The sequence below is a fragment of the Pseudoalteromonas holothuriae genome (assembly GCF_945859825.1).
GTDB classification, from domain to species: Bacteria; Pseudomonadota; Gammaproteobacteria; order Enterobacterales; family Alteromonadaceae; genus Pseudoalteromonas; species Pseudoalteromonas holothuriae.
Window position 1 is genome coordinate 256,826 of the sequence record NZ_CAMAPC010000002.1, and the last position, 24,944, is coordinate 281,769.

At 41.2% G+C, this 24,944-nt stretch carries 15 protein-coding genes and 1 pseudogene; 11 read left to right on the forward strand and 5 right to left on the reverse strand.

Annotation, left to right across the window (positions count from 1 at the left end; all coding sequences use genetic code 11):
• Positions 1-99: 99 nt before the first annotated feature.
• Entirely contained in the window at positions 100-276 is a 177-nt protein-coding gene (locus OCI93_RS03460) for a hypothetical protein (RefSeq protein ID WP_261625781.1), read from the reverse strand.
• Positions 277-516: 240 nt separating this feature from the next.
• Here OCI93_RS03460 and OCI93_RS03465 point away from each other — a divergent pair.
• From OCI93_RS03465 to OCI93_RS03480, 4 genes and pseudogenes are all read left to right on the forward strand, one after another.
• Positions 517-1,188 (forward strand): annotated as a pseudogene (locus OCI93_RS03465) (GH12 family glycosyl hydrolase domain-containing protein); the annotation flags it as partial.
• 586 nt (positions 1,189-1,774) lie between these two features.
• On the forward strand, positions 1,775-2,974 hold the full coding sequence (locus OCI93_RS03470; RefSeq protein WP_261625782.1) for a serine hydrolase domain-containing protein: 1,200 nt from the start codon (positions 1,775-1,777) through the stop codon (positions 2,972-2,974).
• Between the two features lie 491 nt (positions 2,975-3,465).
• Positions 3,466-4,002 (forward strand): DUF924 family protein, encoded by a 537-nt coding sequence (locus OCI93_RS03475; protein WP_261625783.1) that lies wholly within the window; start codon positions 3,466-3,468, stop codon positions 4,000-4,002.
• 850 nt (positions 4,003-4,852) lie between these two features.
• Entirely contained in the window at positions 4,853-5,332 is a 480-nt protein-coding gene (locus OCI93_RS03480) for a YehS family protein (protein WP_261592676.1), read from the forward strand.
• 244 nt (positions 5,333-5,576) lie between these two features.
• Here OCI93_RS03480 and OCI93_RS03485 read toward each other — a convergent pair whose 3' ends face one another.
• Both OCI93_RS03485 and OCI93_RS03490 read right to left on the reverse strand, forming a co-directional pair.
• On the reverse strand, positions 5,577-6,860 hold the full coding sequence (locus OCI93_RS03485; protein WP_261625784.1) for a lysine N(6)-hydroxylase/L-ornithine N(5)-oxygenase family protein: 1,284 nt from the start codon (positions 6,858-6,860) through the stop codon (positions 5,577-5,579).
• A gap of 97 nt (positions 6,861-6,957) precedes the next feature.
• Entirely contained in the window at positions 6,958-8,289 is a 1,332-nt protein-coding gene (locus OCI93_RS03490) for a salicylate synthase (protein ID WP_261592678.1), read from the reverse strand.
• A gap of 113 nt (positions 8,290-8,402) precedes the next feature.
• Here OCI93_RS03490 and OCI93_RS03495 point away from each other — a divergent pair, with 113 nt between their 5' ends.
• From OCI93_RS03495 to dapE, 7 genes are all read left to right on the forward strand, one after another.
• On the forward strand, positions 8,403-14,477 hold the full coding sequence (locus OCI93_RS03495) for a non-ribosomal peptide synthetase (protein ID WP_261625785.1): 6,075 nt from the start codon (positions 8,403-8,405) through the stop codon (positions 14,475-14,477).
• Entirely contained in the window at positions 14,470-14,682 is a 213-nt protein-coding gene (locus tag OCI93_RS03500; RefSeq protein WP_261592680.1) for an MbtH family protein, read from the forward strand. Before OCI93_RS03495 ends, OCI93_RS03500 begins: the two co-directional genes overlap by 8 nt.
• A gap of 3 nt (positions 14,683-14,685) precedes the next feature.
• Complete coding sequence (locus tag OCI93_RS03505; RefSeq protein ID WP_261625786.1) at positions 14,686-16,353, forward strand: amino acid adenylation domain-containing protein; 1,668 nt, start codon at positions 14,686-14,688, stop codon at positions 16,351-16,353.
• A 41-nt stretch (positions 16,354-16,394) separates the two neighbouring features.
• Positions 16,395-18,419 carry a condensation domain-containing protein gene (locus tag OCI93_RS03510; protein WP_261625787.1) on the forward strand — a complete coding sequence of 675 codons (2,025 nt, stop codon included), beginning with the start codon at positions 16,395-16,397 and terminating at the stop codon, positions 18,417-18,419.
• On the forward strand, positions 18,416-20,080 hold the full coding sequence (locus tag OCI93_RS03515) for a (2,3-dihydroxybenzoyl)adenylate synthase (RefSeq protein ID WP_261625788.1): 1,665 nt from the start codon (positions 18,416-18,418) through the stop codon (positions 20,078-20,080). Before OCI93_RS03510 ends, OCI93_RS03515 begins: the two co-directional genes overlap by 4 nt.
• A 20-nt stretch (positions 20,081-20,100) precedes the next feature.
• The gene (locus OCI93_RS03520) at positions 20,101-20,892 is read left to right on the forward strand and encodes a class I SAM-dependent methyltransferase (RefSeq protein ID WP_261625789.1); all 792 of its coding nucleotides are present in this window, start codon (positions 20,101-20,103) and stop codon (positions 20,890-20,892) included.
• A 71-nt stretch (positions 20,893-20,963) separates the two neighbouring features.
• Positions 20,964-22,148: a succinyl-diaminopimelate desuccinylase gene (gene dapE / locus OCI93_RS03525; RefSeq protein WP_261625790.1), complete on the forward strand. Its 1,185-nt coding sequence runs from the start codon at positions 20,964-20,966 to the stop codon at positions 22,146-22,148.
• A 75-nt stretch (positions 22,149-22,223) separates the two neighbouring features.
• On the opposite strand, the gene OCI93_RS03530 is transcribed toward dapE, so the two are convergent.
• Together OCI93_RS03530 and OCI93_RS03535 are read right to left on the reverse strand one after the other, a co-directional pair.
• Positions 22,224-22,673, reverse strand: coding sequence for a hypothetical protein (locus tag OCI93_RS03530; protein WP_261625791.1), 450 nt, complete (start codon positions 22,671-22,673; stop codon positions 22,224-22,226).
• Between the two features lie 68 nt (positions 22,674-22,741).
• Positions 22,742-24,823 carry a TonB-dependent receptor gene (locus tag OCI93_RS03535; RefSeq protein ID WP_261592687.1) on the reverse strand — a complete coding sequence of 694 codons (2,082 nt, stop codon included), beginning with the start codon at positions 24,821-24,823 and terminating at the stop codon, positions 22,742-22,744.
• Positions 24,824-24,944 lie beyond the last annotated feature (121 nt).

The window sequence follows — 24,944 nt, forward strand, 5'->3', positions numbered from 1 at the left end:
ACTGTACTTTTAGGTTTTACGTTGCTTGGATAGATAAATTGAAGCTGTAAGAGTAATAGGTCCATATGAAAGTATGAACCTATAGTAATCATCTGATGATTATTTTGGATCTACAGGGCAAAGTCCTGTGCGCGCATCGCAAAAAATCATCGCTGACGTCCAAGATGCAGGGTTAGCATAAGCATTACCAGCAGCAATTTTCTGAGTTGCTACATTATTAATTTCTTTTGTCGCATTTAAAGTTTTTAACTGTTTTTTATTTAATTTTATTTTCATTTTCATTCCTTAAGATTTTTATTAACGCAATTAACTTTACGCAAATCAAGAGTATCACTTAGTTATAAATAATCCAATAGCTATAATTTTCAGAAAGAACTAAAGTGGACAGACACTCAAACTGCTAGTCAATTATGGGTACACTTTGGTAATATTGGCTAATAAATAATAAGTAGCAAATTTGCTTTGCTCTTTTCAAGTGACTGTTTATTCTAAACAAGGGATACTAACCATAATGTTTGGAATAAAACGGCTGCACAGAGTGATGATTGGAGCCAATGTCTAGAAAAGAGAACAATTGATGGTGAGGTTCAATTTGGTTGGTCTTGGTCATGGCCACTCGGTCGCAGAGTTATCTATTCCCAGCCTCAAATTAAAATTGGTGCTTCACCTTGGGCGCCTGAGCCAAAGTTCGACACTTCATTTCCCTTAAAAATTTCGGAACTTAAAAAGCTAGATGTTGCATACCAAATCGAAGTTAAAACAAACGGAGAGCATAATATAGCTACTACTATGTGGCTTATTACTGAAGAGTATAACGGTTCGGAACCCAAGAAATCAGTCATTGCGGCTGAAACTATGTTCTGGACATATTCCACAACAGGGCATTTTAATCCAGCGGGTCAAAAATTCGGTGAAATCATGATTAATGATACTACTTGGGAAGTTTGGCATCAGAAAGATTGGGACGACAAGTCGGGTGTCAATGATAACAAGTGGGTAAATGTTTCATTTAGAGCTAAAAAACTCATGATGTCAGCTAATATCCCAGCACTTAATCTTTTAAAATATGCTATCAACGAGAGGTTGATTTCGCAAAACCTATTTATAGCAGATGTAGAGTTAGGAAATGAGATTATGAGCGGCGCTGGAATCGCGTGGGTAAAAGAGTTTAGTGTGCTTTATGAGTAAATTTCTAACAAATTCTGAGGTGTTTAGAACCCTGCCTCAGCCTAAATTACGTAATTAAACTAGTTTAATTTCTATTGTAAGTTGCCTAAGTGTTAAACCTTTGAATTCGGGCTTCTAGTTAAATCGTTCCGCAAATACTTTTAAAAACGCTAACTAAAACAATGCCAAGTAACATTTTTTATATTTAATATGGTATCGAAGTAAATATCCTCTTCATGTATCCTCTTCATGGACAGGCACTTAAATTTGGGCACTCAAATTTGCTGTTACTGTTGTTTGGCTAAGTAATTCATTAGGGTTGTATCCTAATGAATTTATAAACAATGTTGGTAAGTTTTTTATGAAGGATATTAAGCAATGTTCACGATACTTAATTTTCTTTAGCTGTTGCGATTAACAATACTAAGTTTTTGCTTTATTGTAGATTAATACCCAATCAAAGGGCTCAATGAGTATCAAGGGCATCAAAAACGGACGCAAAACACTTGGCTGTGCTCTTTGTTAGTAATTTTAGTTAAGTATTTATGCGCAGCTTATGCGAGCGTCACATGCCCTAGTAGTTATAGCTGAGTCAAGGATGAATCTAGTGAATAAAAAATCTCTATTAAAGCTGGTATTTATCATTTCTATGTTAATACCTTACTCTGTTGTTGCGAATAAACATCTGGACCAGAACATTGGCTACCGTAATAAATACCAAGCAATGCTAGATAATCTTATATCTCAATACATTCCCGGCGCCGTAATTCTTGTAGAATCAAAACATGGCAGGTTTATAGGTAGCGCTGGCTTTAAAGACTTGGAAAAAAAGCAGCCAATGACAACGGATGTTGTGATACCTAATGGCAGTGCCGGGAAAAAATTAACAGCACTGTTGGTAGTCTTGTTGGCCGAAGAAGGGATCGTTAACCTTGATTCACCGATAAGTAAATACCTTGATAAAGAGTTACTTAGTCAAATTCAATATTCGGATGAAATGACTTTGAGGCACTTGTTAAATCACACAAGCGGTATTATTGAATATAACGATGTTGGTGAGTATGCGTTTTTTAAAGCGCAATATGCTCAGCAGAATAAGATTACAACGGACATGTTTCCATTAGGCTTTGCGTTCAACCAACCCGCAGACTTTGAACCAGGGGAAGGGCATTCGTACTCAAATACGGGTTATGCATTGGCCGGAGTCATTTTAGAACGCGTTTTAAAAGAACACCCATCAAAGGCGATCAGAAGCAGAATTATTGAACCATTAAAAATGACATCTAGCTACTCTAAGGGTGTTGAAAAACATCAACCAGTGATGACATCGGGGTTTTTTATTAATGAGACTGATCCTCTTTTCCCAACCCCGTTGAATGTCTGGGTTGATACAAAAAATATTATTGGAACAACTGCTACGTCTGATGCTCCTTTAGCATCAGACGTTAAAGATATGGCAAAGCTTTTAAGGGCTATCGTACGTAAAAACAGCGTGTTCAGTGAAAGTGTGAGAGCGCAAATGATAGGTGAAAAGTACTTGGTTGAATCTTGGGGCGCACGTTTTTATTATGCATCTGATTTCTATTATGGGCTTGGTATTTGGATTGAAAAAGTAAATGGTAAAAAATTCTATCATCATGGCGGCACTGAATTTGGCTACTTTACGCAAAACATCTATATTCCCGATGGAGATGTCAGTATTACCGCTTTTGCGAATTGCGGTGTAAACGACCATTGCGAAGAAGCATTTCAAAACTTTACTTTTGAGGTTTTAGACTCATTTTTAAATATTAAAAAGGGTATATAACAAGGCCATTACAGTATAGGGAGTATTAACGGCTTGCTTGGTTTCGCTTCGTTACACATTTTAGCAAGCTATTCTGTGAATGGGGCGATGAGACTGTTTTTTCAACATGAGAAATATTAAAGGCTTGTTAGATATTTAAGGAGTATTTTAAAACATAAGCAGAGTCATTTTAATTTTAACATCCCTGTTTATCGTAAGTGTATCTTGGCCGTTTATACACAGTGACAGTTCATTCTAAATTTGTCTCTTTCGATGTAGCAGTTAAGCAAGTAGCTTACGGTAAACACATGGCAAACACATATAGATAGGCCAATAAATAATTAGTACGTGGCTGTATAAAACGATTGCCCTTTAAGGCCCACTCAAGCCTCTAATCGATTGAGTCAAAATAGCAACTCAGCTAAGGTTGAGGTATCAATAAAAATAAATTAAAACGAGTAATTCTACAGGCTCGTTATATTGCACAATGGTTGGTATAGAAAGGGGCGAATATGAAGAGTAAAGTCATTGATTTTTGGTTTAATGAACTTGAACCACGGCAGTGGTGGGAAAAAAGCTCAAGTTTGGATCTTATGATTAAAACTCGTTTTGGCGATTTACACCATCAAGCCAAAGCAGGTGAATTGTTTATGTGGCGTGATAGCGCGATTGACTCTTTAGCTGAAGTCATTATTTTAGACCAATTTTCTCGCAATATTTACCGAGATAAACCAGAGTCATTTGCATGTGATTTCATGGCGCTAGCGTTAGCTCAGTTTGCAATTTCAAAGGGGCTTGATTCACATCTATCTAATGTTCAAAGAACGTTTCTTTATATGCCTTTTATGCACAGCGAATCGAAATTAATTCATACGGAGGCAGTTAAGCTATTTGAGTCTGTAGGGATACCTAGCAGTCTCGACTTTGAACACAAGCACAAAGCTATAATTGACAGGTTTGGTCGTTATCCGCATCGAAATGCAATGTTAAACCGTAGTTCAACAAAAGAAGAGTTGGAGTTTTTGCGTCAGCCAAATTCAAGCTTCTAGAGCTACAACTTAACACATATAGGCCTTAATTATGTTAATAGGCAATAATGTTCTATCTTGGCTATTTTTGCACGGTGACAGTCAGTTTTAAATAAACAAACTTGTTAACTGCCTCTGTCGATGCGGCAGTTAAGCAAGTAGCATACGGGATATAGATAGGCCAACAAATAGTACGTGGCTGGAAAAGTTTGATTTGCTCTTTTTAAGTAACGGTCTTTTAGAATGTACCAAGCATTAAGTCAAATGGTCAGAACGTTTGCATCATACTATTTTACAGCAAATATGAACCTACCTTGTTGAAATAGCTTTAAAATGTTTAATTTTGGCAAAAGCATCTTCAACTAGGTGACGGTATTTATATAGACACCAATCCATCTCTTTGTTTTTCTTAGTATTACCTTTACGCCGAGGTATCACTGCTTTACCGCCCGTTTGCTCTATTACAAAGGCTCTAATAGATTGATTGCCATAATCTTTATCGGCAATGACGTATTCGCTTTTAGGATAATTGGCTATCAACGGCTAAATGAATTTTTTTTGAAAAACCACCACAACTCTTACCACTCGATTCGTTCTTTTTACTTTGTGCTCCACTACTATGCTGATGTGTCCTTACAATGCTTCCATCAATAATTAGCCACTCACTGTCAGTAACATAGGTTAAAGCTTTAAATATTTTTTTTACAAAATGCACAATGGCTGAGAGAGTGTTGCTAGCTAACTTATTGGGCATTACAATTAGTTAGCCAGTTGACATAATTAGTAGGGAGTAAACCACTAATCTGATAAAATCCAAGTTTGCCAGTAATTATGTTGATAGTGCTGGATTTACCTAAGACTAGGAACTATTTTGACCAACAATGATATTTTACGACGTATTCGCTATACATTTGATTTAAACGATAATGTAATGACTGAAATTTTCTCTTTAGCAAATGTTAATGTAACCAATGCACAAGTCTCTCAATGGCTGAAAAAAGAAGAGGAAGAGTCTTTCGTTGAACTTAGCGATACTGAATTAGCTGTATTTCTTAATGGTTTCATTAATTTAAAGCGTGGTAAGCGCGAAGGTGAGCAGCCTGAACCTGAAGATAAGTTAAGCAATAATATTGTCTTTCAAAAGTTACGTATTGCTTTGAACCTCAAAGCTGAAGATATTTTAGAGACCCTGCAATGTGTCGATTTTCGGTTAAGTAAGCATGAACTTAGTGCGTTTTTTCGCAAGCCTCAAAATAAGCACTATAGAGCGTGTAAAGACCAAATTCTTAGAAACTTTTTACTCGGCCTTCAACATCAGTTGCGCCCAAATAGTAATAAAACCGAATCATAATAAAACGCTAAACAGAGGTTTGCTTTATTAAGTATAAGCTGGGTTTAGCATTAAAGGTGCAGCGATTGATGTGTGCGTTATTTGTGCCTTATTAGTCTCGTTATAACATTGGTTATAGTCATTCATACTTCTGTCAGGTTTTATTCTCCCTAATCTAGTCTGACAGAAGCAAGTTAAGAGCTACTTAGGTTGCTCTGCTAACACCAAGTGATGTTACTGCATTTTATCCAAGTATTGTTGTGTACTAAATCTTTAGTGAATGTTGCAGTGCACTGGCAATTTCTTGTGAGCGAATAGCCAATACGGATAAGAGCGTATCACTTAAGCCATGAGTTGACTCTGACAAGCCTTGGACAAAAATAGGCGGAGCAAAGTTTGGTCCAGTCTTAACTTGGTAATTTCTGTTTATGGTAAAGTCACCTAAATGCTCTTGTAATGGCGCTAAAATAGGGTTGTTTTTGGGTCGTTGATACCCAGTTGCAAGGATCACAAGGTCATATTGTTTACTTGTGGTTATGCCAAGGTCTTTGTTTAAAACCGTCAGTTCTATTTTGTTATTGACCGACTTAGCCTGTGTAATTTGGCTATTAGGGTTGTAACTATGTTTTTGCTTTTTAGTTATTTTTTGCATATAAAAGAGCTGGTAGACTTGGTCAAGCATATCAGCATCAACAGCAGAATAATTGGTATGTTTATAAGCTGTGAGGAGTCGCTGCCTTTCATCGTGTGATTTTTCAAACATTCTGTTGGTTGTTGAAGGGTTGAAAACTTCATTTACAAACGGACTTGAGTCGGCGGGTCTCATAGCATCACTTTGAAACAGTAAGTCAACCTCTCCATGATCATATCTATTATTTAAATCTAAAATGGCTTCAGCGGCACTTTGTCCGCCGCCAATGACTGCGACTTTTAATGGCCGGTTTTTGTCTATGGCAAGCTCAGACAGCTTACTAAGGTAATGACTGTGGTGAAATACTTGGGCCGAATCCCGCAGCTCTTGAAATGCCGCAGGTATATTTGGGCTGCCGCCAGCACTAAATACCAATGAGCGAGCGAAATGAACATGGTGTTCACCGTTACTTGAAACAGTGTCTATTTTTAGCTTAGTGACATTACTCCCTTCATAGACTGGGTGGATGGCTGTTACATTATTGTCATAACTGCACAGTTCACTAAAGTGTGAAGCAACCCAATTTAAGTAATCGTTAAACTCTAATCGACTGGGGCAAAAGGTGCCTAAATTGATAAAATCTATCAGCCTGTCATGGGTTTTTAAATAGTTTAAAAATGTATAGGGGCTTTGTGGGTTGCGCTGTGTGACTAAGTCTTTTAAAAAGGAAACTTGTAGGCCACTTTGGTCGGTGATTGTATCACCATGCCATTGGTACTTAACTTGCTTATCTAAAAATAAAGCGTTGATCGTTTTATTTTGCTGGTTTGCTTCTTCAAGCGCAATCGCCAGAGCAATATTTGAAGGCCCGAAACCGACACCAACTAGGTCGTAGGTTGCGTCATTTGTTTGAGTCATAAATGTTCCTTGTCACGGGTGTAAAGTGTGATGTAGTCAAAAAAGCCAGTTCCTTGGCTTTTTTAAATTAATGTTGAGTCTGCAAAAAGTAACGCCGCTAGCGTTTAGCAACTACCCAAGGTGAAATACTGTTCATCTTTTCAGTGGTTTCGGTATGTTCGCGAGAAGGTGTTGAGTCTTTAACAATACCAGCCCCGGCTTGTAGCCAGTAATTATCACCATGGCTTAGCACGCTGCGCAGTACCAGCGCCGCATCCATTTCACCCTCGCTGTTTAGTTTGAAGATAGCCCCTGAATATAATCCCCGGTTGCTTAGTTCATGACTGCAAATTTGTGCAAAAGCAGGCGCTTTTGGTATGCCAGAAGCGGTTACTGCCGGAAACAAACTGGTAAAGGCATGCCACGCGTTATAATTGGGTTTTAACTGCCCACGTACTTTGGAGGCTAAGTGCTGTACTGAGCCACGTAGCTTACGTGTCATAAATTCATCGACATGTACGGTGGATGGCGTACAGACTTGCTCCATTTCATCCATAGATAAGCGAACAGAAATAGCATGCTCATGCGTCTCTTTCGGGTCTTTAAGTAGCTCATCAAAAATAAGTTTGTCTTGCTCCATGTCACCTTCAAGCCTTCGAGTACCAGCAAGCGGCTGGGTTGTTAGCATACCGTGCTTGTCTAGCGCCATAACAATCTCAGGGCTAAAGCCAGTGGCTTTCCAGTTTTTTAACTGCATGGTAAATGAACGAGCAGGAGTATTGTTTTGTAGCCCATACAACCATGTGGCGGTTAAGTCAGGTGTAAAATGAAGCGGTACTTTACGAGATAAAATAACTTTTTCTAACTCGTTATTGTTGATTGCAATTACTGACTTTCGTACTGCGTCACGATAGCGTGGGTCATCTGTCACAGTTACAGGTTGGTAGTTGAGTGTACTTGCCAGAGTTACATTATTTAAAATCGCCTGTGCCTGCTTTTGCAGCGCATTATTGGTTGTTTTGATTTCGTAATGATTGTCTCGTAGTGTCACAGACAGTTCTGGTTCGCATAAAAAAAGCAGAGGCTCTTTCTCGTCAAGTTCACCGTGTTTGAGTAGCTCAGGGGTATGCAGTGCATATGCAAATTCAAAACAAGCCCAACCGCATACTTGCCAGTTACCTTGCCATTGTTTTAATTGCTCATGTAGTGCTTGTGCTAAGTCTTGAGGAGCAACACTGATGCTTTTAACTGTCTCGCCTATTTTCACTTCTATGTAATTTGCATATACAGTGATTGCTCGTTGAATACCACCTGCATACCAACATTCACCTTGGTTTTCGTAAACAAGGTAATCTGCAAATAAATTGCTATCTGCCAAAGCCGCAGCTTGGTTTAGCACTGATTGTTGTGTTGAGTTATTAGAATAATTAAGTTCACTGTTGCTATTCATATTCAAAGAAACCTCCTTTTAGATATCTGAAACAATATGCTGTTAAGGCTTGAAATCATACATTAATTAAATGATAATGCAAATGATTGTCATTTGCTTAAAGGAAATTATTTATGGATGCTGCTCTGAGACTTAAGTTGGCAAAACAGCTAGCTAAAGTGCGTGGGTTAAAGCAAAGCACTAAAGGAGGTAGCGAGTCTAATACGGTGCAATTGACTATTCCCGTTTTAAAAAACACAACATTGCAACCGAGCATTGTGTCTCATGCACAGGAGCGAATGTGGTTATTACATCAATTAGACCCTACATCATCTGCATTCAATGTTTGCGTTTTATGGCATTTTGAAGGTGCTCTTGATAGCGGGGCAATACATAGCAGCTGCATAGAAATCACTAAAAGGCATAATATTTTCAGAACGATATATAGGGCTGATGCAACTGATGGTGCACAACAGCAGGTTTTAGATAGGCTTGAACCGCAATGGGATTATATTGACTTGAGTGGCTTGCCAGCAGAAGAGCAACAACAAAAGCTTCACAATTTAGCTCAAGCGCTTAGTACACAAGCATTTGACTTAGCCTGCTTGAGTACTTTAAAGCTTACATTAGTAAAGCAATCTCAAACACAACATACATTAATTATGGTCGGACAACATATTGTTTGGGATGGTCCATCGTTTGGCATTTTTGCGCAAGAACTTGGCTATTTTTATAATCAGCTAGTACAAGGGAAAGAGGAACAGCGTGAGCCTTTGCCCATCCAGTATGGTGATTTTGCAAGGTGGCATAGAGCAAAGTGGCAATCAGATTATGATACCAAACAGCAACATTTAGACTATTGGCGCAGTGTATTAACACCACTGCCAGAGCCAATAGACTTTCCCACCGACTTACCTCGAACTGGCAATGAAAATGAGGGCGGAGGGTGGCTAACAGCAAACCTAACACAGCAGGCGACTCAAAACCTGCAGGTATTTGCTGCTGAGCTAAAAGTCACTGCATTCGAGGTGGTTGTGGCTGTGATTGCTATATTTATGACTCGACTATCGCGCAGTTCAGAAGTGACCATTGGCACAGTCGCTTCATTGCGTAACTTACCAGAGCAAGAGTCGTTAATTGGTAATTTTGGTAATGTTGTACCACTGCGTATACCCGTTGACAGTACTCTAGAGTTTGCCACTTTTGTTAGTGCAACCGCTGCGCGTTGTCGACAAAGTTTTTCACATGCCGATATGCCATTTGAGATACTACTCAATGAATTAAAAGTGCCGCGAGGTCATAAGCAAAGTCCACTGTTAGATACTATGTTGACCTTTTTAAGTCGTGGTATGGCAGCGCCTGATATGTCAGGGGTTGATGTATCTTGGCAAAAACACTTTAATGGCACAACGCAAACAGACCTTTCATTTGATGCATTGCTGATAAATGGGCAACTACAATTTCAAGCAACATGGCGCACATCGCTATATCACACTAAAACTATAAAAAGTCATTTACAGCGCTTGTTGGCTTTAATTGAGCAATGTGTTAGCGAACCTCGCAAAGTGCTTGCGCATCATTCGATATGTAATTTAGCCGATCGCCAGCAGCTTGTATGGGGCGACAGAGGTGACGCGCAAGATAACGCACAGCAGACATTAGTGGATGTTTTTGAGCAAACAGTGTTAAAAAATAAAGATGAAACTGCTTGTGAATTGCGCTCAATTAATGCTCATCTCCCCAGCTCTGCGCTGACCTTTGCGCAGTTAAATGCGCAGGCTAATATCATTGCTCGTTGGTTAATTTTACAAAATGTCGGTCCTGAAGATAGTGTTGCCATTAGTTTGGGCAGAACCGTTGATTGGTTTATAGCTATGTTGGGGGTGCTCAAATCGGGAGCGGCATTTTTACCTATTGACCCCGCTTATCCTCAGGAATATAGAGCTCGGGTTGTATCACTTGCACAACCTAAAGTTGTCATTTGTGGACAAGCAGATAAGTTTGATGCCGGCGGCAAGCTTGAAATTACACTGGCGTCAATTAAGTGTATTGAACATGCCATGCAGGCAACATCCAATGCAGCAGATGATGTTTTACAATCAGATAGAGTGCGCCCGTTAGGTGTTAAGAATATTGCTTGCTTAATATTTACCTCTGGCTCAACTGGCTTGCCCAAAGGGGTTATGGTGCCTCATTCGAGTTTGGTTAACTTGTTTAACAGCCATAAGCGAGATTTATATAAGCCAACTTGTTTAACTACCAACAAAACACAGCTGAGTGTGGGCCATGCATGGTCGTTTGCATTTGATGCTGCTTGGCAACCCACATTATGGCTGTTTGCAGGGCACAAAGTGTGCTTGTTTGATGCTCAAACGATGCAAGATCCGTTAGCACTAGCAGAGTCAATTATTAGCCAAAAATTGGACTTTATTGAGCTAACTCCCAGCTTGCTAGAAGAAGTACTTCCTTGGTTACGCTCTGGTTTTGATTCTGCAAGTGGGCAAGCGTTATTACCGCATGTACCGGCAGTATTAGGGTTTGGTGGTGAGTCGGTTAAAAGCTCATTATGGCAACAGCTTGCCATGCTTGATAATACCTTGGCTGTGAATTTATATGGTCCTACTGAAGCAACGGTTGACACTATGATTGGCTTCGTTGAGCAAAACACCAAGCCAAATATTGGTGTGCCTGTATCGGGCGCTAAAGTGTACGTTCTTGATGAGTGTATGCAATTATCACCAATAGGCATTGCGGGTGAATTAGCTGTTTCTGGCTCAGGGTTGGCGCGAGGATATTTAAATCGGGGTGACTTAACGGCAGAGAAATTTATTGCCAACCCATTCTCATCTCAACACGAACGCCTTTATTTAACGGGGGATAGAGTGCGTTGGAATGATGCCGGCAAGCTTGAGTTCCTAGGTCGCATTGATGAGCAAGTTAAAATTCGTGGCTTTAGGGTTGAACCATTAGAAGTGGAGTCAAATATAGAGCAGCTTATCAAAAGCCCATGTGCGGTTATTGCTAACGAGATGTCTACTGGTACTCACCTTATTTGTTTTGTAGAAACAGCAAGCGCACATGTAATTGATGAAGCCAGTACCATTGCGACCTATAAGCAACTATGTGAGCAAGCGTTACCTTCGCACCTTATACCAAAATATTTTGTATTGGCAACTAACTTGCCTAAGTTACCAAGCGGTAAAATTGCCCGTAAACAACTTGAAGTACCTAAAAACATTGAAAAAACCACTATAAAAAAACCAACTACTGAGCTTGAAATCACTTTATGTCAGCTATTTTGTGACGTTTTGGGACTAGAGAACATCGGTGTTGAGCAGGGCTTTTTTGACTGTGGTGGAGATAGTATTTCAGTGATTAAATTAGTGAGCCGAGCGCGTAATAAGGGCATATATTTATCACCAAAATTGGTATTCGATGCAAATACAGTTGCCAAAATAGCCATGGCGTTAGCGGGCAGAGGGTTAACAGGTAAGACTGAAGCGGTTAAGCATGATGATGTGTTGGGCGAGGTTTTCAGTACTCCTTTAATGCGCAAGTATTTATCAACTCAAATACCTTTACAACGATTTGCGCAATTAGTGTCAGTCACGGTCCCAAGTGGGGTGTCGGTTGTCATGCTGAATAAATTGCTCAATCATTTAGTAGCGCACCATAGTATGTTGCGTGCGACATTGGTTTACCCGCAAAATGATACAATACCGTACTTAGAAATCACTCAACCACCGCAGTTTAAAACGTACTGTAATGCGCTGTATCAACAAGCTGACCAAGGGCAGTATCAGTTAATAGATAGGGTCGACAGCGATGATACATTAGCGCAGTATTGCAACGCGCAGCAGCTCGCACGAGCGCTATGCAACCAGCTATCTCCAGAGCATGGCACCATGCTATCTAGTTTTTTAATTGAGTCAAAAGGTACTAAGCACAAGTGTGTGTGGATAGCCGTTAATCATCTGGTGGTTGATACTGGCTCTTGGTTTGTGCTGATAGAAGATTTGGCAACCTTGTTTGAACAGCTAAGTAATACACAGGCGTTGCAACTTGAGCCAACCGCGACAGCGTGGCCGACATGGTCTAAATCACTGCCTAATGTGGGTTTGACGCAACAAATCTATCAGCCGCACAAAGTAAGTACCTTGGCCAATACCGACACAATCAGCTGGCATATTCCACTGTATAACAAAGGTTGCCCAGTGCGTCACATTGCACAACAAAATCATCTTCCTTTAGCAAGTGTGTTGCCTGCACTTGTAATGATGGCATTACAAAATGCACAAGCAATGACGGCTGATGACGATTATACATTGATATTAGAGAGACACGGACGAGAGGCTATTAATGCCAAGCAAGACTTGTCACGTACTGTTGGCTGGTTTGCCAAAGAGACTTTTGTCCCTATATCGGTTTCACCTTGTTTTGATAAAACAACACGTCAGCAAGTGATGAGACAACTTATCGCACATGTGAGTTCAGTCATAGCCCATGATGTATCGCTGTTAGAGCAAACAACAGTCAAGTCTGAACAAATAGCAAATATGACGTCGCTCCGAGTGGGGTTTAACTACCTAGGTGATGTGTTAGAAGGCAGTAGTGATGATATGTGGCGCGTCAGCCCTTTATTAGATCAAATTAAAAGTGCTTCGGGCGAGCATTGGCCTATTTTGAATGATATAGACTTTAGTGCTTATTATGCTCAAAAAGAGGGGGGTAAATCTTTATGCCTAACCGCAATATTCACTGATAGCTTGACCAACACTGACAAGCTATCAGATTTTTACACTTCTCTTATGGCGCTTGTCAGCTTGCTTGATGAGCGCAGCCACAATGATAATAATCAAGCGATTATTGCAAGTTCGCAAAGCATGCCGGTAACGCCATTACAAAAAACTATGTTGCAGCAAATATCAACGCATAGCGATCCGTGGACATCATTTATTACCTTGTCTTTAAGTGCTGAGCAAGCACCGTGGCTTAATGAGCAGTATTTAAAAACTAATGCAAGGCAGTTATTAACACAATTTGATGTATTAACAACGAGTTACAATAAAAAAACCTACCTGTGTCAGTTTCATCAAGGACTAGTGCCTGATTGGCAGAGTGTCGATTTACGAGATTTTGAGTCAAGTGATGTTATGCACGAAGCTCAACGGAATGTCAGTCAATGGCAACAATTTCAATTCGATTTAACTAACCCACCATTATTGAGATTTTTATGTCTGCAAGTGAGTGATAATGCTTGGCAGGTAAGTGTGCATTGCCATCATCTATTACTTGATGGTTGGTCGTTACCGAAGTTGTTGAGTTGTTGGCTAGCACCCACGAAGCAGCTGCCGGCTATAGCCCAAAATGCAACTTGGCATGCATACCTAGATTGGTTAACTAAACAAGATTTTACTCAGAGCTGGAAATATTGGCTCAAGCAATTCAAAGGGTTAAAGCGTGCGAGCTTGATTGCACCGCAACGACTGCATTCTAGCATCACAGTAGATATATCGAAAACGCTTGAGGGTGAGTTTAGTGAGCGACTGAATATTGCGGCGCATCAAGCAAAGGTGTCATTTGCGACATTGCTGCAACTTGCGTGGGCTCACACAGTGTCTGAGGTAGTCTCATACTCGGATGTCACATTTGGCTTATTTGACTCTGGCCGGGCAACTCATTTTGATGGTATCGAAACTTTGACGGGCTTGGTGACACAGTGTGTACCACTACGACTGGATGTAGAACAACCGTTGAACAGCGCTTTGGCACAAATCGAATCATCTCGCTATGACTGGCAATCTCTGCTGCCGCTGGATATGGAGGTCATTTGTTCTCAGGCCGGTTTTGCACCTGTATTTGATACTTTATTGGTGGTTGAAAATGCCTTAGATGCCCAGCGAGAGCATGCTGAAGAACATGAATTGACACAGAACGAATACGTCAATTATGGCTTGGCAGGTGTGGATGATATTCAATGGCAAGATTCGGTGGGCTATGCCTGTGCCTTATTTGTCTATCCGCACAAACAAATCAAGCTGCGATTGAGTTTTGATGCCAGAGCGGTCACTGAGCATCGCGCTGAGCAAATGGTTGATTGCTTTGTAACAAAGCTGACTGCAATCGAAGCAAGTATTGCTAATGGTTCAGCGAATAAAAATCATACAGATACTATTTCAATTAATGTTACGGAGTCTATTAATGAGTAACAACATTTTCGACAACGAGCACATTTCATTTTTGGTTTTAAGCAATGATGAAAAGCAGTATTCACTTTGGCCAGAATCTTGTGCTATCCCTGATGGTTGGCAAGTCGCATTTGGCCCTCATCAACGAGATGAATGCCTGCAATGGGTCAATGTTCACTGGTGTGACTTACGCCCAAAATCACTGCAAGTGCAGGAGTTAAGTTAACCGATGAAGCAATTAAAAGGAGATTTTGACAGTATAGCGTCGTTGTTTACTCGATTTGCTAGGCATGTTGAATTACAGCCAAATAATGTTGCAGTAAGCGATGAACATACGACGTTAACCTACTCAGAGTTAGCACAGCGTGCGACGCTTAAAGCGAATAACCTTAGGTTACGAGGTGTTAAACCTGGCGATAATGTTGGTATTTTATTAAATCGCTCGGTACAACAAGTCGTATCGGTTATTGCTATCTTGCAGCTTGGTGCTTGTTATGTACCGATTGACCCAGATTATCCAAGTGAGCGAGTCAATTGGATTTTAGATACGGCACAGCCCAGTGCGATTATTACTACCCAAGATATTGCAACACGATTTGCATTATATGACATGGGTCATGATAAGCGACATTTACACTTAGTATCTGCTGAACATATTGATACCGAGCTGCAGCTGCAAAGTGATGTGTCTATTGAGCCTGTAAGACCTAATTGCCCTGCTTATATTATTTTTACCTCAGGCTCTACTGGCAAACCAAAAGGGGTTGCTGTGGGGCATGAGCAGGTATTAGCGCTACTTGACAGTGCCTTGGCAAAAATGGATGCGAGGGCTGGTGATGTATGGACCTTATTTCATTCTTTGGCGTTTGATTTTTCAGTATGGGAACTGTGGGGCGCTCTGAGTACGGGAGCAAGGCTTGAGATTGTACCGAAGAGTATTGCGTGGTCAGCATCAGCATTTTCAGACTTTTTAATAGATAAAGGTATTACGATACTCAATCAAACGCCCTCAGCATTTTATGGCTTAATAGATGTGCAAGGCAGTCTTGATAACACCGCCGAACCTTTGCCATTGCGGTACGTGATATTCGGTGGTGAGGCATTAAATTTAGATAGGCTCAAAAGTTGGTGGGCGAAGTATCCTAAAGGGCAACCTGAGCTTGTTAATATGTATGGTATCACTGAGACCACAGTGCATGTTACATGGTTAACTTTGCATGAAAATATGGACGCTTTGCAAAGCCCAATTGGCATTGGCTTAGAAAGTTTAGAGGTTATCTTGCTCAATGACAATCTTGAGCAAGTTCAAGAAGGAGAAGTTGGTGAGATTTACGTTGCGGGTGAACAATTAGCATATGGTTATCTTGGGCGCGCAGATTTAACAGCAACGCGGTTTGTGGCAAGCCCTTTCCACCATGGAAAACGATTGTATCGTTCGGGTGACTTGGCTATGCGACAAGGCAGTAATTTGTATTACTTTGGCCGAGCAGATAGGCAGCTAAAAATACGCGGTTTTCGTATTGAACCTGCAGAAATAGAAGCGGTTTTAATATCGCACAAAAGCGTTGCAGATGCGTTTGTCATTCCCACACCTGCGAATAAAAATGGTTTAGTCGAAGGCTTACTGGCAGTACTGACAACCAAAGAGACTGATATTTCAAGTCAAGCACTCAAGGCACAGCTCAAAAGCCATATTGCTGAGCAACTGCCTGCCCATTATCTGCCTACCGACTTTTTATTTGTTAGTGAATTGCCGTTGACAATAAACGGTAAGTTAGATATCGCGTTACTTCACAAAAAGTGGTTATCAACACAAAACATGCACGGCACCAAGCTACAGCAGAGAATGCAGTTACTTAATGCTAGAAAACAACAATTGAACAATGCCGATGTTTAAACACAGCGGTACACCATTATTCACCAAGGAAAGAAATAAAGATGAACGATAAAACCCTTACAAATATTGTGCTTAGGCTTCAGTCGCAAGTGGTAGAGCGATTAAATCTAGCGAAGCACTCTATTAATGAAGACAGCGACTTATTTGCTTTGGGGCTGGACTCATTGTCACTGATGTCTTTGGTATCTCAATGGCGCTCACAGGGTATTGACGTCAATTTTTCTCAGCTTGCAAAAACGCCTACTTTGATTGCATGGGCAAGGCAAATACGTGCAGGTGAAGATAAATTACAACAGGCAGCTCAAACGTCACTCAATGGGTTACCAAATAACCGAATTGGTATTCAACCACATGCACCATTTCTACTTGCACCGATGCAATATGCCTATTGGGTAGGGCGTAACAAAAACCAACCTTTAGGTGGTGTTGCTGCACATTTATATTGTGAATTTCAGCTTGAAGCAAACAAAGCTGCAGGGTTTATTGACCCTGTACAATTAGAAAAAGCGATTAATCAATTAGTTAAAAGGCATAGTTCATTAAGACTCATTGTTGATGCTGAGGGCAATCAAATTCATCCTGCGACCTATGAAGCATATAAAGTGATGGTTACTGATTTGACTCAATACTCGCAATCGGATGCCGAAAATGAGTTGCAGAGATTGCGAGCATTATACTCAAGCCAGATGTTAGATATTGAAGCCGGGGAAGTCTTTTCTTTAGCATTAAGTTTATTGCCAGACGGTGGAAGTCGACTGCATTTTGACATTGACATGGTTGCTGCTGATGCACTGAGTTATCGAACATTATTAAAAGAGTTAGCGACGCTTTATCGCTTTATTGATGCGCCTTTAGCTGAGTTACCCTTGAGTTACAAAGATTGTCGTACGGCAGCGAACCAGCAAGAGGCGTTCATTAAAGAAACATCAGGCAAGTGGTGGCAATCGCGCATTGCGAAGTTACCCGAAGGCCCCAAATTACCACTTGTTGATAGTTTAAACACACAGCCAAACACCACGCGTCGACATTTTCACTTTGACCAAGCTTTAAAACTTAAATTCTATGAGTTGTGTAAAGCAAATGGGGTAACGCCCTCATCTGCCTTGGCGACAGTACTAGCAGAAACTATCGCAGGTTGGTGTGTCGAACCTCGCTTTTTACTGAACGTACCATTGTTTCAAAGACCGATGGGACAAGCTAATGTTTCAGGTGTGGCTGGTGACTTTAGTAGCTCAATTTTGGTGGATGTTGATGCGACTGGACCAGTTAAATTTTCACAATTGGCGCAACAACTGCAAACACGTATGCATGAAGACGCAGCACATGCTAATTATAGCGGGGTACATGTACTGCGTGACTTAGGTCGAGCGAAAGGGAAACAAGTCACAGCGCCAGTTGTGTTTACGAGCGCCTTAAATCTTGGCGAGTTGTTTGCACCTGTTGTGGCTGACGTGTTCGGTGAGCCGATTTGGATCATTTCTCAAGGGCCGCAAGTTTTGCTCGATGCGCAAGTCACAGAGCTAAATGCAGGCGTGCTTGTAAATTGGGATTGCCGAGAAGATGCCTTTGAACCTGGAGTACTGGACGATATGTTTGCCTATTTTAGACAAACAGTTGAGAGCTTGGCAAGCAATCCATCTTATTGGCAGGACAGTATAAAGGTAGGTTTGCCTCAAGTGCGCACGAAGCCACGAAATGCAAATGTAACGGCGAGTAGACAGGTTGTTGTGCAAAAAACGCCACCGCGTAACCCATTGGAGCAAACCGTCGCAGCACTTTGGCAAGGTGTACTTGAATGTGAAGAGGTTTTTGTTGAGCAGGATTTATTTGCCGCTGGTGGAGACTCGGTGTTGGCAAGCGCCTTAATCGCGCAGTTACGAGAAGTATTTGGTAATCATGCTATGGATATGAAAAAGCTGTTTTGCGCGCCGACTATTGCTGGAATAAGCGATACGATATTAACAGCGTGTGATAGCGAAGAAGTGAAAAGTATCGCGCAAGTGTATTGCGAAATATTGTCTTTAGATGATGAAGCATTGGCTGCACAACTGGAGGCGCAAATATGAGTCGCGATTTTTTATTGGATCCAGAGTTAACGCCTTGGCCGCAAACACGCGTTGACCAATATATCAGCAAAGGTGTTTGGGGTGAGCAAACCTTATGGCAATGGATAGCAGAAAAACTCACAGATTATGGCAATCAAACCGTGTTAAGTGGTGTTAGCTCATGTAATAGCGGTGAAATATCTCTGTCTGGATTAGCGTTGCTCAAAAATGTACATTTTTGTGCCGTTAATCTACAAGCAAAGGGGCTAAGCAAAGGCGATAAAGTCATTGTGCAGATGGCTAATAATAATGAATTTGTGGTGCTGTTGTTTGCATTGCTATACATCGGGGTGATACCCGTGATGGCATTACCGGGCCATGGTCGAACAGAGATCAGTGCATTTGCAGAGCTGACTGAGGCTAAGGCTTGGTTTGTCAATGACAAAGCAACCAGCTTTGACGTGGAAAAATTAGGCGTTGACTTACAGGTACAGCTACCAATTCTACAGGTGTTTGTTGAAGATGTGGCCTATACACAACATATCAATCTGAGTGAATTGTTTGCACCTAGTGCTGATCATGCCTTTATAGAACCTGCCACAGTTGATTGCGGCAGTATTGCATTGCTGCTTTGCTCTGGTGGAACAACCGGGATTCCAAAGCTAATACCCAGAACTCACAGAGATTACATCTACAACGCCCAGGCAAGTGCCGACGCTGCAAACCTCAATAGCAGCGATGTTTATCTCGTGGCCTTACCTAGTGCACATAATTTTCCGTTGGCGTGTCCGGGTATTCTTGGTGCGCTTTGTGCAAAAGCGCATATTGTAATGGCAGCGCTGGGAGCGCCTGATATTGCCTTTGCGTATATTGATAAGTATCAGGTAACGGTCAGTGCTTTGGTGCCTAGCTTAGTGAATGCGTGGTTAGAGTATGCCCAAGTGGCTGTACCACCCGGTGCAAGCCTGCGTTTTTTACAAGTGGGTGGTGCCAAACTTGATGAGCGAATTGCTAGGCGTATCCCTAAAGAGCTCGGGTGTGAGTTGCAGCAAGTATTTGGCATGGCAGAAGGTCTATTAAATTTTACACAAAGCCAAGACCCACAAGTTTTAAAGTATAAAACGCAGGGGCGACCACTAAGTGAATTTGATGAGGTCAAAGTAATTGATGAGCACGGTAATGCGGTTGCACCGGGTCAAACAGGTCAGCTTTTAACTCGTGGCCCTTACACTTTACGAGGGTACTATCGCAATCGAGCAGCTAATAAAGCCGCGTTCACGGCGGATGGTTTTTACCAAACAGGAGATTTAGTTAGGCAACTAAGGACAGGCCATCTGATGGTGGTGGGGCGCATTAAAGAGGTGGTGCGCCGCGCAGGAGAAGCGGTTGCGGTTGAGACCTTAGAGGCTTTATTAGTTGAACATGAGAGTATACAAGATATCGCCGTAGTCGGTTTGCCATGCAAATTACTGGGTGAAAAAACCTGTGCTGCCATTGTGTTGTCTAAGGGGGCACCTCAAGGAATAGAGCTCAGTGAAATTAGGCAGTATTTAACAGAGCAGGGCGTTGCACGACATATGCTCCCTGACACGATGAGCTATGTGACAAGCATACCTATGACGGCTATAGGCAAAATTTCTCGAAAAAAACTAGCTCAAGAAATCCAAACAAAACAATCATAAATGTATAAAGGAAAATCTAGATGACAAACTCTTCAACTTCGCCTCAATGGTTAGCTGATGAATATGAGCAAGGAAACGATGGTCAGTTTAAAGCGGCATTAGAGGCGCTTGATAAAATATCAGATGCAACTTTTCCTGATGAGCGCAAAGCGGTTGATGTGGGCTGTGGTAGTGGCAAATTTGCAGCATGTTTAGCACAACAAGGCTGGCGTGTAGATGCAACTGATGTTTCTGAATCAATGGTAGAAGCCACACAAAAACGGTGTATTGATTTACCTGTTAATGCTGCTGTGTGCGATGCAAGTAAGCTGACACTTGAAAAAAATCACTATGATTTAGTCACCAGTTTTTGGATGCTTCATTGGCTTGTTGATGCAACGCCTACGTTAAAGCAAATGGCCGATGCGGTAAAAGAAAACGGGTATGCCCTATTGCAATGGAGCTGTGGTCAGCCAAGAGCGCAAGGTTTTGTACTCAGAGATACCATTCAAGAGGTATTTGATAGACCAAAGTGGAGCTCTAAGCTTAAAGCTGCGCCTTTGACTATGTACCAACTCCCCATTGAAGATGTGACTGCTTTTTTTGAAAATAATGGCTTTGAAGTGATCTCTGTGCGTGAAAATGTGCAAGTTGGTGGAGGCGAAACGCCAGAAAGCCTAAAGCGTGCTTTAAGATCCGCTGCATTTGCTGCACAAACTGTGATATTAGGCGATGAGGTGGATGAATTAATTGATGAGTGTCTTGCACTGCTGATGCAAAGAAATGCACTGCAAGTGGCTAATACTGAGCTCGTAGTTAAGCGTAAACGTTAGCTTGCTGCTAACCGCTGTGTGCTTGTCACAGCGGTTAAAAGGTGGCTGAGCGAGTTATAGATTTAAGGAAAATGACTATTTTTACAGAACAATGTTTATTGCAATCAATTGATAGCCGAGTTGTGGCCTATACGCAGCAATTAATTCAATTTGAGTCAATCACGCCTAATGACATGGGGTGTCAAACTTGGATAGCAAATAAGTTAAAGCAGCTTGGTGCTGAGATTGAACACTTTGAATGCAATGAGGTGAGCAGTTTAATTGCAACGATAGACTTAGGAGAGGGTCCTGATATCGCCTTTTGTGGTCATACCGATGTTGTACCTATAGGTCATGAAAGTAAATGGGATGCACCGCCTTTTGCAGGTGAAATAATTGATCAACACCTCATCGGCAGGGGAGTTGCTGATATGAAAGGAGGTATAGCTGCAGCTTTGGTGGCGGTGGAGGAAATCATCAAGCAAGGCACATGCGCTGGAAAGATATGGTTTTTGATCACCAGTGATGAAGAGGGCGAAGCGGAGTTTGGCACAAAACATATTGTCAATACGTTATCTCAACGTGATCAGCAGTTCGATTTTTGCATTGTTGGAGAGCCTACATCTGACAAAGTCTGTGGTGATACAATAAAGGTAGGGCGAAGAGGCGCGTTAAGTTTTGATGTCGTAATTAACGGAAAAAGCGGGCATGTTGCGTACCCAGAACAAGGTGTAAATGCCATTCATTTAGCTGGTGAAATTGTACAGAATTTAACACAATATGATTGGCAGCAAGGTGAAAGTCGCAGACCTAGTACTACATTGCAAATAACCCATATAGACTCTGGTAAATGGAGTGACAATGTCATTCCTGATCAGGTTAAACTTAGCTTTAATGTTCGTTTTACAGAGCAATTTGACGAGCAGTCATTGATTAAAGTGGTTGATAATATCGTCCGTAAAAGCACCTTGGATTATACTTGTAAAGCCTATCGTGGCTGCGTCCCATATTACTGTGATGAACCCACACGCTCAGAATTATCTTTCGTTAATATATGTCAGCAGGCAATCGCACAGTGTATTGGTGAAATACCAAGAATATCAACAAGTGGCGGCACATCGGATGGTCGGTTTGTGCGAGATATTTGCAATCAAGTGATAGAACTTGGGCTCACCAATTCAACTATTCATCAAGAAAATGAGCGAATTCATGTTAATGAGCTCAGCACCTTGTCTATTGTGTACTTCACAATATTTCGTAACGTGCTTGGTATGTAAAGTAAGTATCATCTGTTGTGATCTTGTTTAAACAAACATCGAGAAGCGGTTAAACAGTTTCTCGATGTTTGTAATTTATTCGCTGCTGCATTGTTTGGTGATGAGTGCATCTAATGTATTTGTATTAATACTGTCCGGCAGTAAATTTTTAGCTGCAAGCCAGTCAATTGCTTGTTCAATTGATGCTAAGATAGCCCCATCAATACCAAATGCTTTTTGTACGCTCATTTTGCTCATCCTTTCATGTTCACAAGGGGGTACAACAATGAGCATTGCTTGTACAAGTTCTTGCATATTTTCAGCTGCGCCCTCAGCCAACCATTGTTGTGTGATAGGTCCTGCTCCTTTTGGGTGAACTAAAGATGGCTCATCGAGGTAGACCCTTAGCACACAAAATGGCTTTTTATGAGCAAACCAAGTATTCCAATTTTCTAGAGATTGTTTATGCATCTGTAAGTCGCAGCTACCCTGTGCAACGGTTACTGCCAGTGGCCATAGGCTGTCATCAAATTTAAGAATTGCCATAATTATTTTACTCACTAAGTAAAAACAAAAAAGTGATGCCGGGTGTTATGCCGACATCAATCAGTAGGTTAGAAATGATACTCAAATCCAGCACTGATAGTACGAGGTTGATTGAGTACTGCTTTGTCAAACGCACTGTTTGGCTTATCACTATCTGTTGGAGCTGTACCCGGGTAGAGTGCAATAGGTGTATCGTTATCTAGCAAGTTTCTAATACTTAGATATAACTTAGTATCGTCATTAACATAATAATTAAAGCTCGCATCGACACTGATAAAACCATCAGTTTTGCTCTCTTGTAGGTTGGTAATTGTGGTATACCAACCATTGGTGTAATTTGAACTGACATTGGCTACCCAGTTTTTCGCTTGCCAAGATGCGCCAAGTTTCATAGACAAAGAAGGCACCATAATAAGTGAATTACCTTCTAAGCCTGAGTCAGGGTACTTGCTTATTTCAGAGTCTAATAATGCCAAGCTACTATTGATAGAAAGTTGCTGATTGAGGGCCCATCTACCCGTGAATTCAGCGCCAATAGTTTGCACTTGCTCAGCATTACGTACCACAAATGCTTCATCTCTGGTGTCGTTGGGGGTTAAATCGAAGGGCAATTGCATATCTTTGTAATCTGAGTAGAAGAAGTTTACAGAGGTATTAATATCGCCATTTAAAAATTGTTGTCGGCCATAGAGCTCCAAAGAGTTTACATATTCTTCGTCATATGAATAGTTTACGATTGGCATAGCAAAAGTAATACCTCCGCCTCCAGCGTTGTAGCCTCTAGAAAACTGTAGTCCTATCAAGTTGGTATCGCTAAGCTCATAACTTAGGCCTAGCTTAGGCAACAATGCACTGTAGTCATTATCTGCTTCAATATTAGCAATTGCTCTGTCTGGGTCGCCACCACTGCGTTGTCGTGATTCTTTTTCATATCTTAAACCAGCAGTAAGCTCTAATTTGTCAGAAAGTGGCACTGCACCTTCAACATAGGCTGCGATACCGTCGGTATCATCTTTAAAGCTTTGTTTGGCTATAAATTGGATCCACTCGTCTTGCTTTGCTTGATACCAGCGTGTGCCGATTACCACTTCGCTGCCGTTTTGAGCGGTATATCTAATTCTTGGTTCAATTACATGCTCGGTTGAGTCAACTTCTGCTTTACTACCATCAGGGGTAGACTTTCGAGTAAAAGTAAAGTCGGTGATTGACGCAACGGCTTCAAAGCTTAAGTTGCTATAAAAATCATGGCTAAATTCGACCCCTAAACTTTGTGTGTCGGTAACATGCACAGGTTGCGCAGGGAAGTTTGAGCGCAGCTTTGCAAATGGTTGGTCTACTATTTCGCCATTAGGGCCCGAGTATTCGTTGTCAGTTAATGTAAAAACTAAGCGAGTATTGTTTTCATTTTTAGGTAGGTACATTAATTTGGCACGCACTTGAGCGCCGTCGATATCCGCTGGGTCTGCTACTCCAGGATAAGCGTCATAGGAAACAGGAGAGCGTTTTTGAAATTTATCTGCTGCAATTCTAAATGATAACGTGTCCGTTAGCGGCTGGTTAAATGTTACTGATGCTCTTTTTTGATCTAGATTGCCCCCTTCAACACGTATTGCAAATTGCTGTTCAAAAGTGGGGTCGTTTGTTTGTACTCTGACCGTACCGGCAATGGCATTACGCCCTGCAAGAGTACTTTGCGGGCCTCTTAAAACTTCAACTTGTTTTAAATCCCAAATGCCAATATCGCTGAAAACAATTTCATTATAGGTCGCCGATCGCCCATCAATTTGCCAGTTTAAGCGAGGACGACTTCCTGCAAAAAAGGCATTGGCATTTTCAGCAGGTCCGGTGCCATCAACACCACGTACACTCGGTGCTTTACCCGTTCCTGTGACCATGGTGATATTTGGGATCTCGCTGAGAATATCTCTCACAGTTCTAAGCTCAGGTCTAATAGCTAGTAATTCACTGTCGATAACGACCACACTATTACCTGTTTGTTGCAAGTTTCTGGAAAGTAATTCACCAGTAACTTCAATTACGGTCATGTCTTGGTGGGCTTGGTCTGGTGTCTGTAAACTTTGTTGAGCTATCGCAACTTGAGCTGTTGAACTTACAACTGCCAGAGAAATGACAATATCCTTGAGTTTCAAATTTTATCTCCGTTGAATGTGAGTGTTATTGAGAATGGTTATTATTATAATTTACTTTAAGGGCATAAAACAATCTCTAATTGTTCGATTGTACCCTTTCCTATATTTGTGTTTTTTAAAG

Excerpts from the sequence above, each read along its gene's own strand:
- OCI93_RS03460 (WP_261625781.1), bottom strand. The coding sequence starts at position 276 with ATGAAAATAAAATTAAATAAAAAACAGTTAAAAACTTTAAATGCGACA.
- OCI93_RS03475 (WP_261625783.1), top strand. The coding sequence starts at position 3,466 with ATGAAGAGTAAAGTCATTGATTTTTGGTTTAATGAACTTGAACCACGG.
- OCI93_RS03485 (WP_261625784.1), bottom strand. The coding sequence starts at position 6,860 with ATGACTCAAACAAATGACGCAACCTACGACCTAGTTGGTGTCGGTTTC.
- OCI93_RS03490 (WP_261592678.1), bottom strand. The coding sequence starts at position 8,289 with ATGAATAGCAACAGTGAACTTAATTATTCTAATAACTCAACACAACAA.
- OCI93_RS03495 (WP_261625785.1), top strand. The coding sequence starts at position 8,403 with ATGGATGCTGCTCTGAGACTTAAGTTGGCAAAACAGCTAGCTAAAGTG.
- OCI93_RS03500 (WP_261592680.1), top strand. The coding sequence starts at position 14,470 with ATGAGTAACAACATTTTCGACAACGAGCACATTTCATTTTTGGTTTTA.
- OCI93_RS03505 (WP_261625786.1), top strand. The coding sequence starts at position 14,686 with ATGAAGCAATTAAAAGGAGATTTTGACAGTATAGCGTCGTTGTTTACT.
- OCI93_RS03510 (WP_261625787.1), top strand. The coding sequence starts at position 16,395 with ATGAACGATAAAACCCTTACAAATATTGTGCTTAGGCTTCAGTCGCAA.
- OCI93_RS03515 (WP_261625788.1), top strand. The coding sequence starts at position 18,416 with ATGAGTCGCGATTTTTTATTGGATCCAGAGTTAACGCCTTGGCCGCAA.
- OCI93_RS03520 (WP_261625789.1), top strand. The coding sequence starts at position 20,101 with ATGACAAACTCTTCAACTTCGCCTCAATGGTTAGCTGATGAATATGAG.
- dapE (WP_261625790.1), top strand. The coding sequence starts at position 20,964 with ATGACTATTTTTACAGAACAATGTTTATTGCAATCAATTGATAGCCGA.
- OCI93_RS03530 (WP_261625791.1), bottom strand. The coding sequence starts at position 22,673 with ATGGCAATTCTTAAATTTGATGACAGCCTATGGCCACTGGCAGTAACC.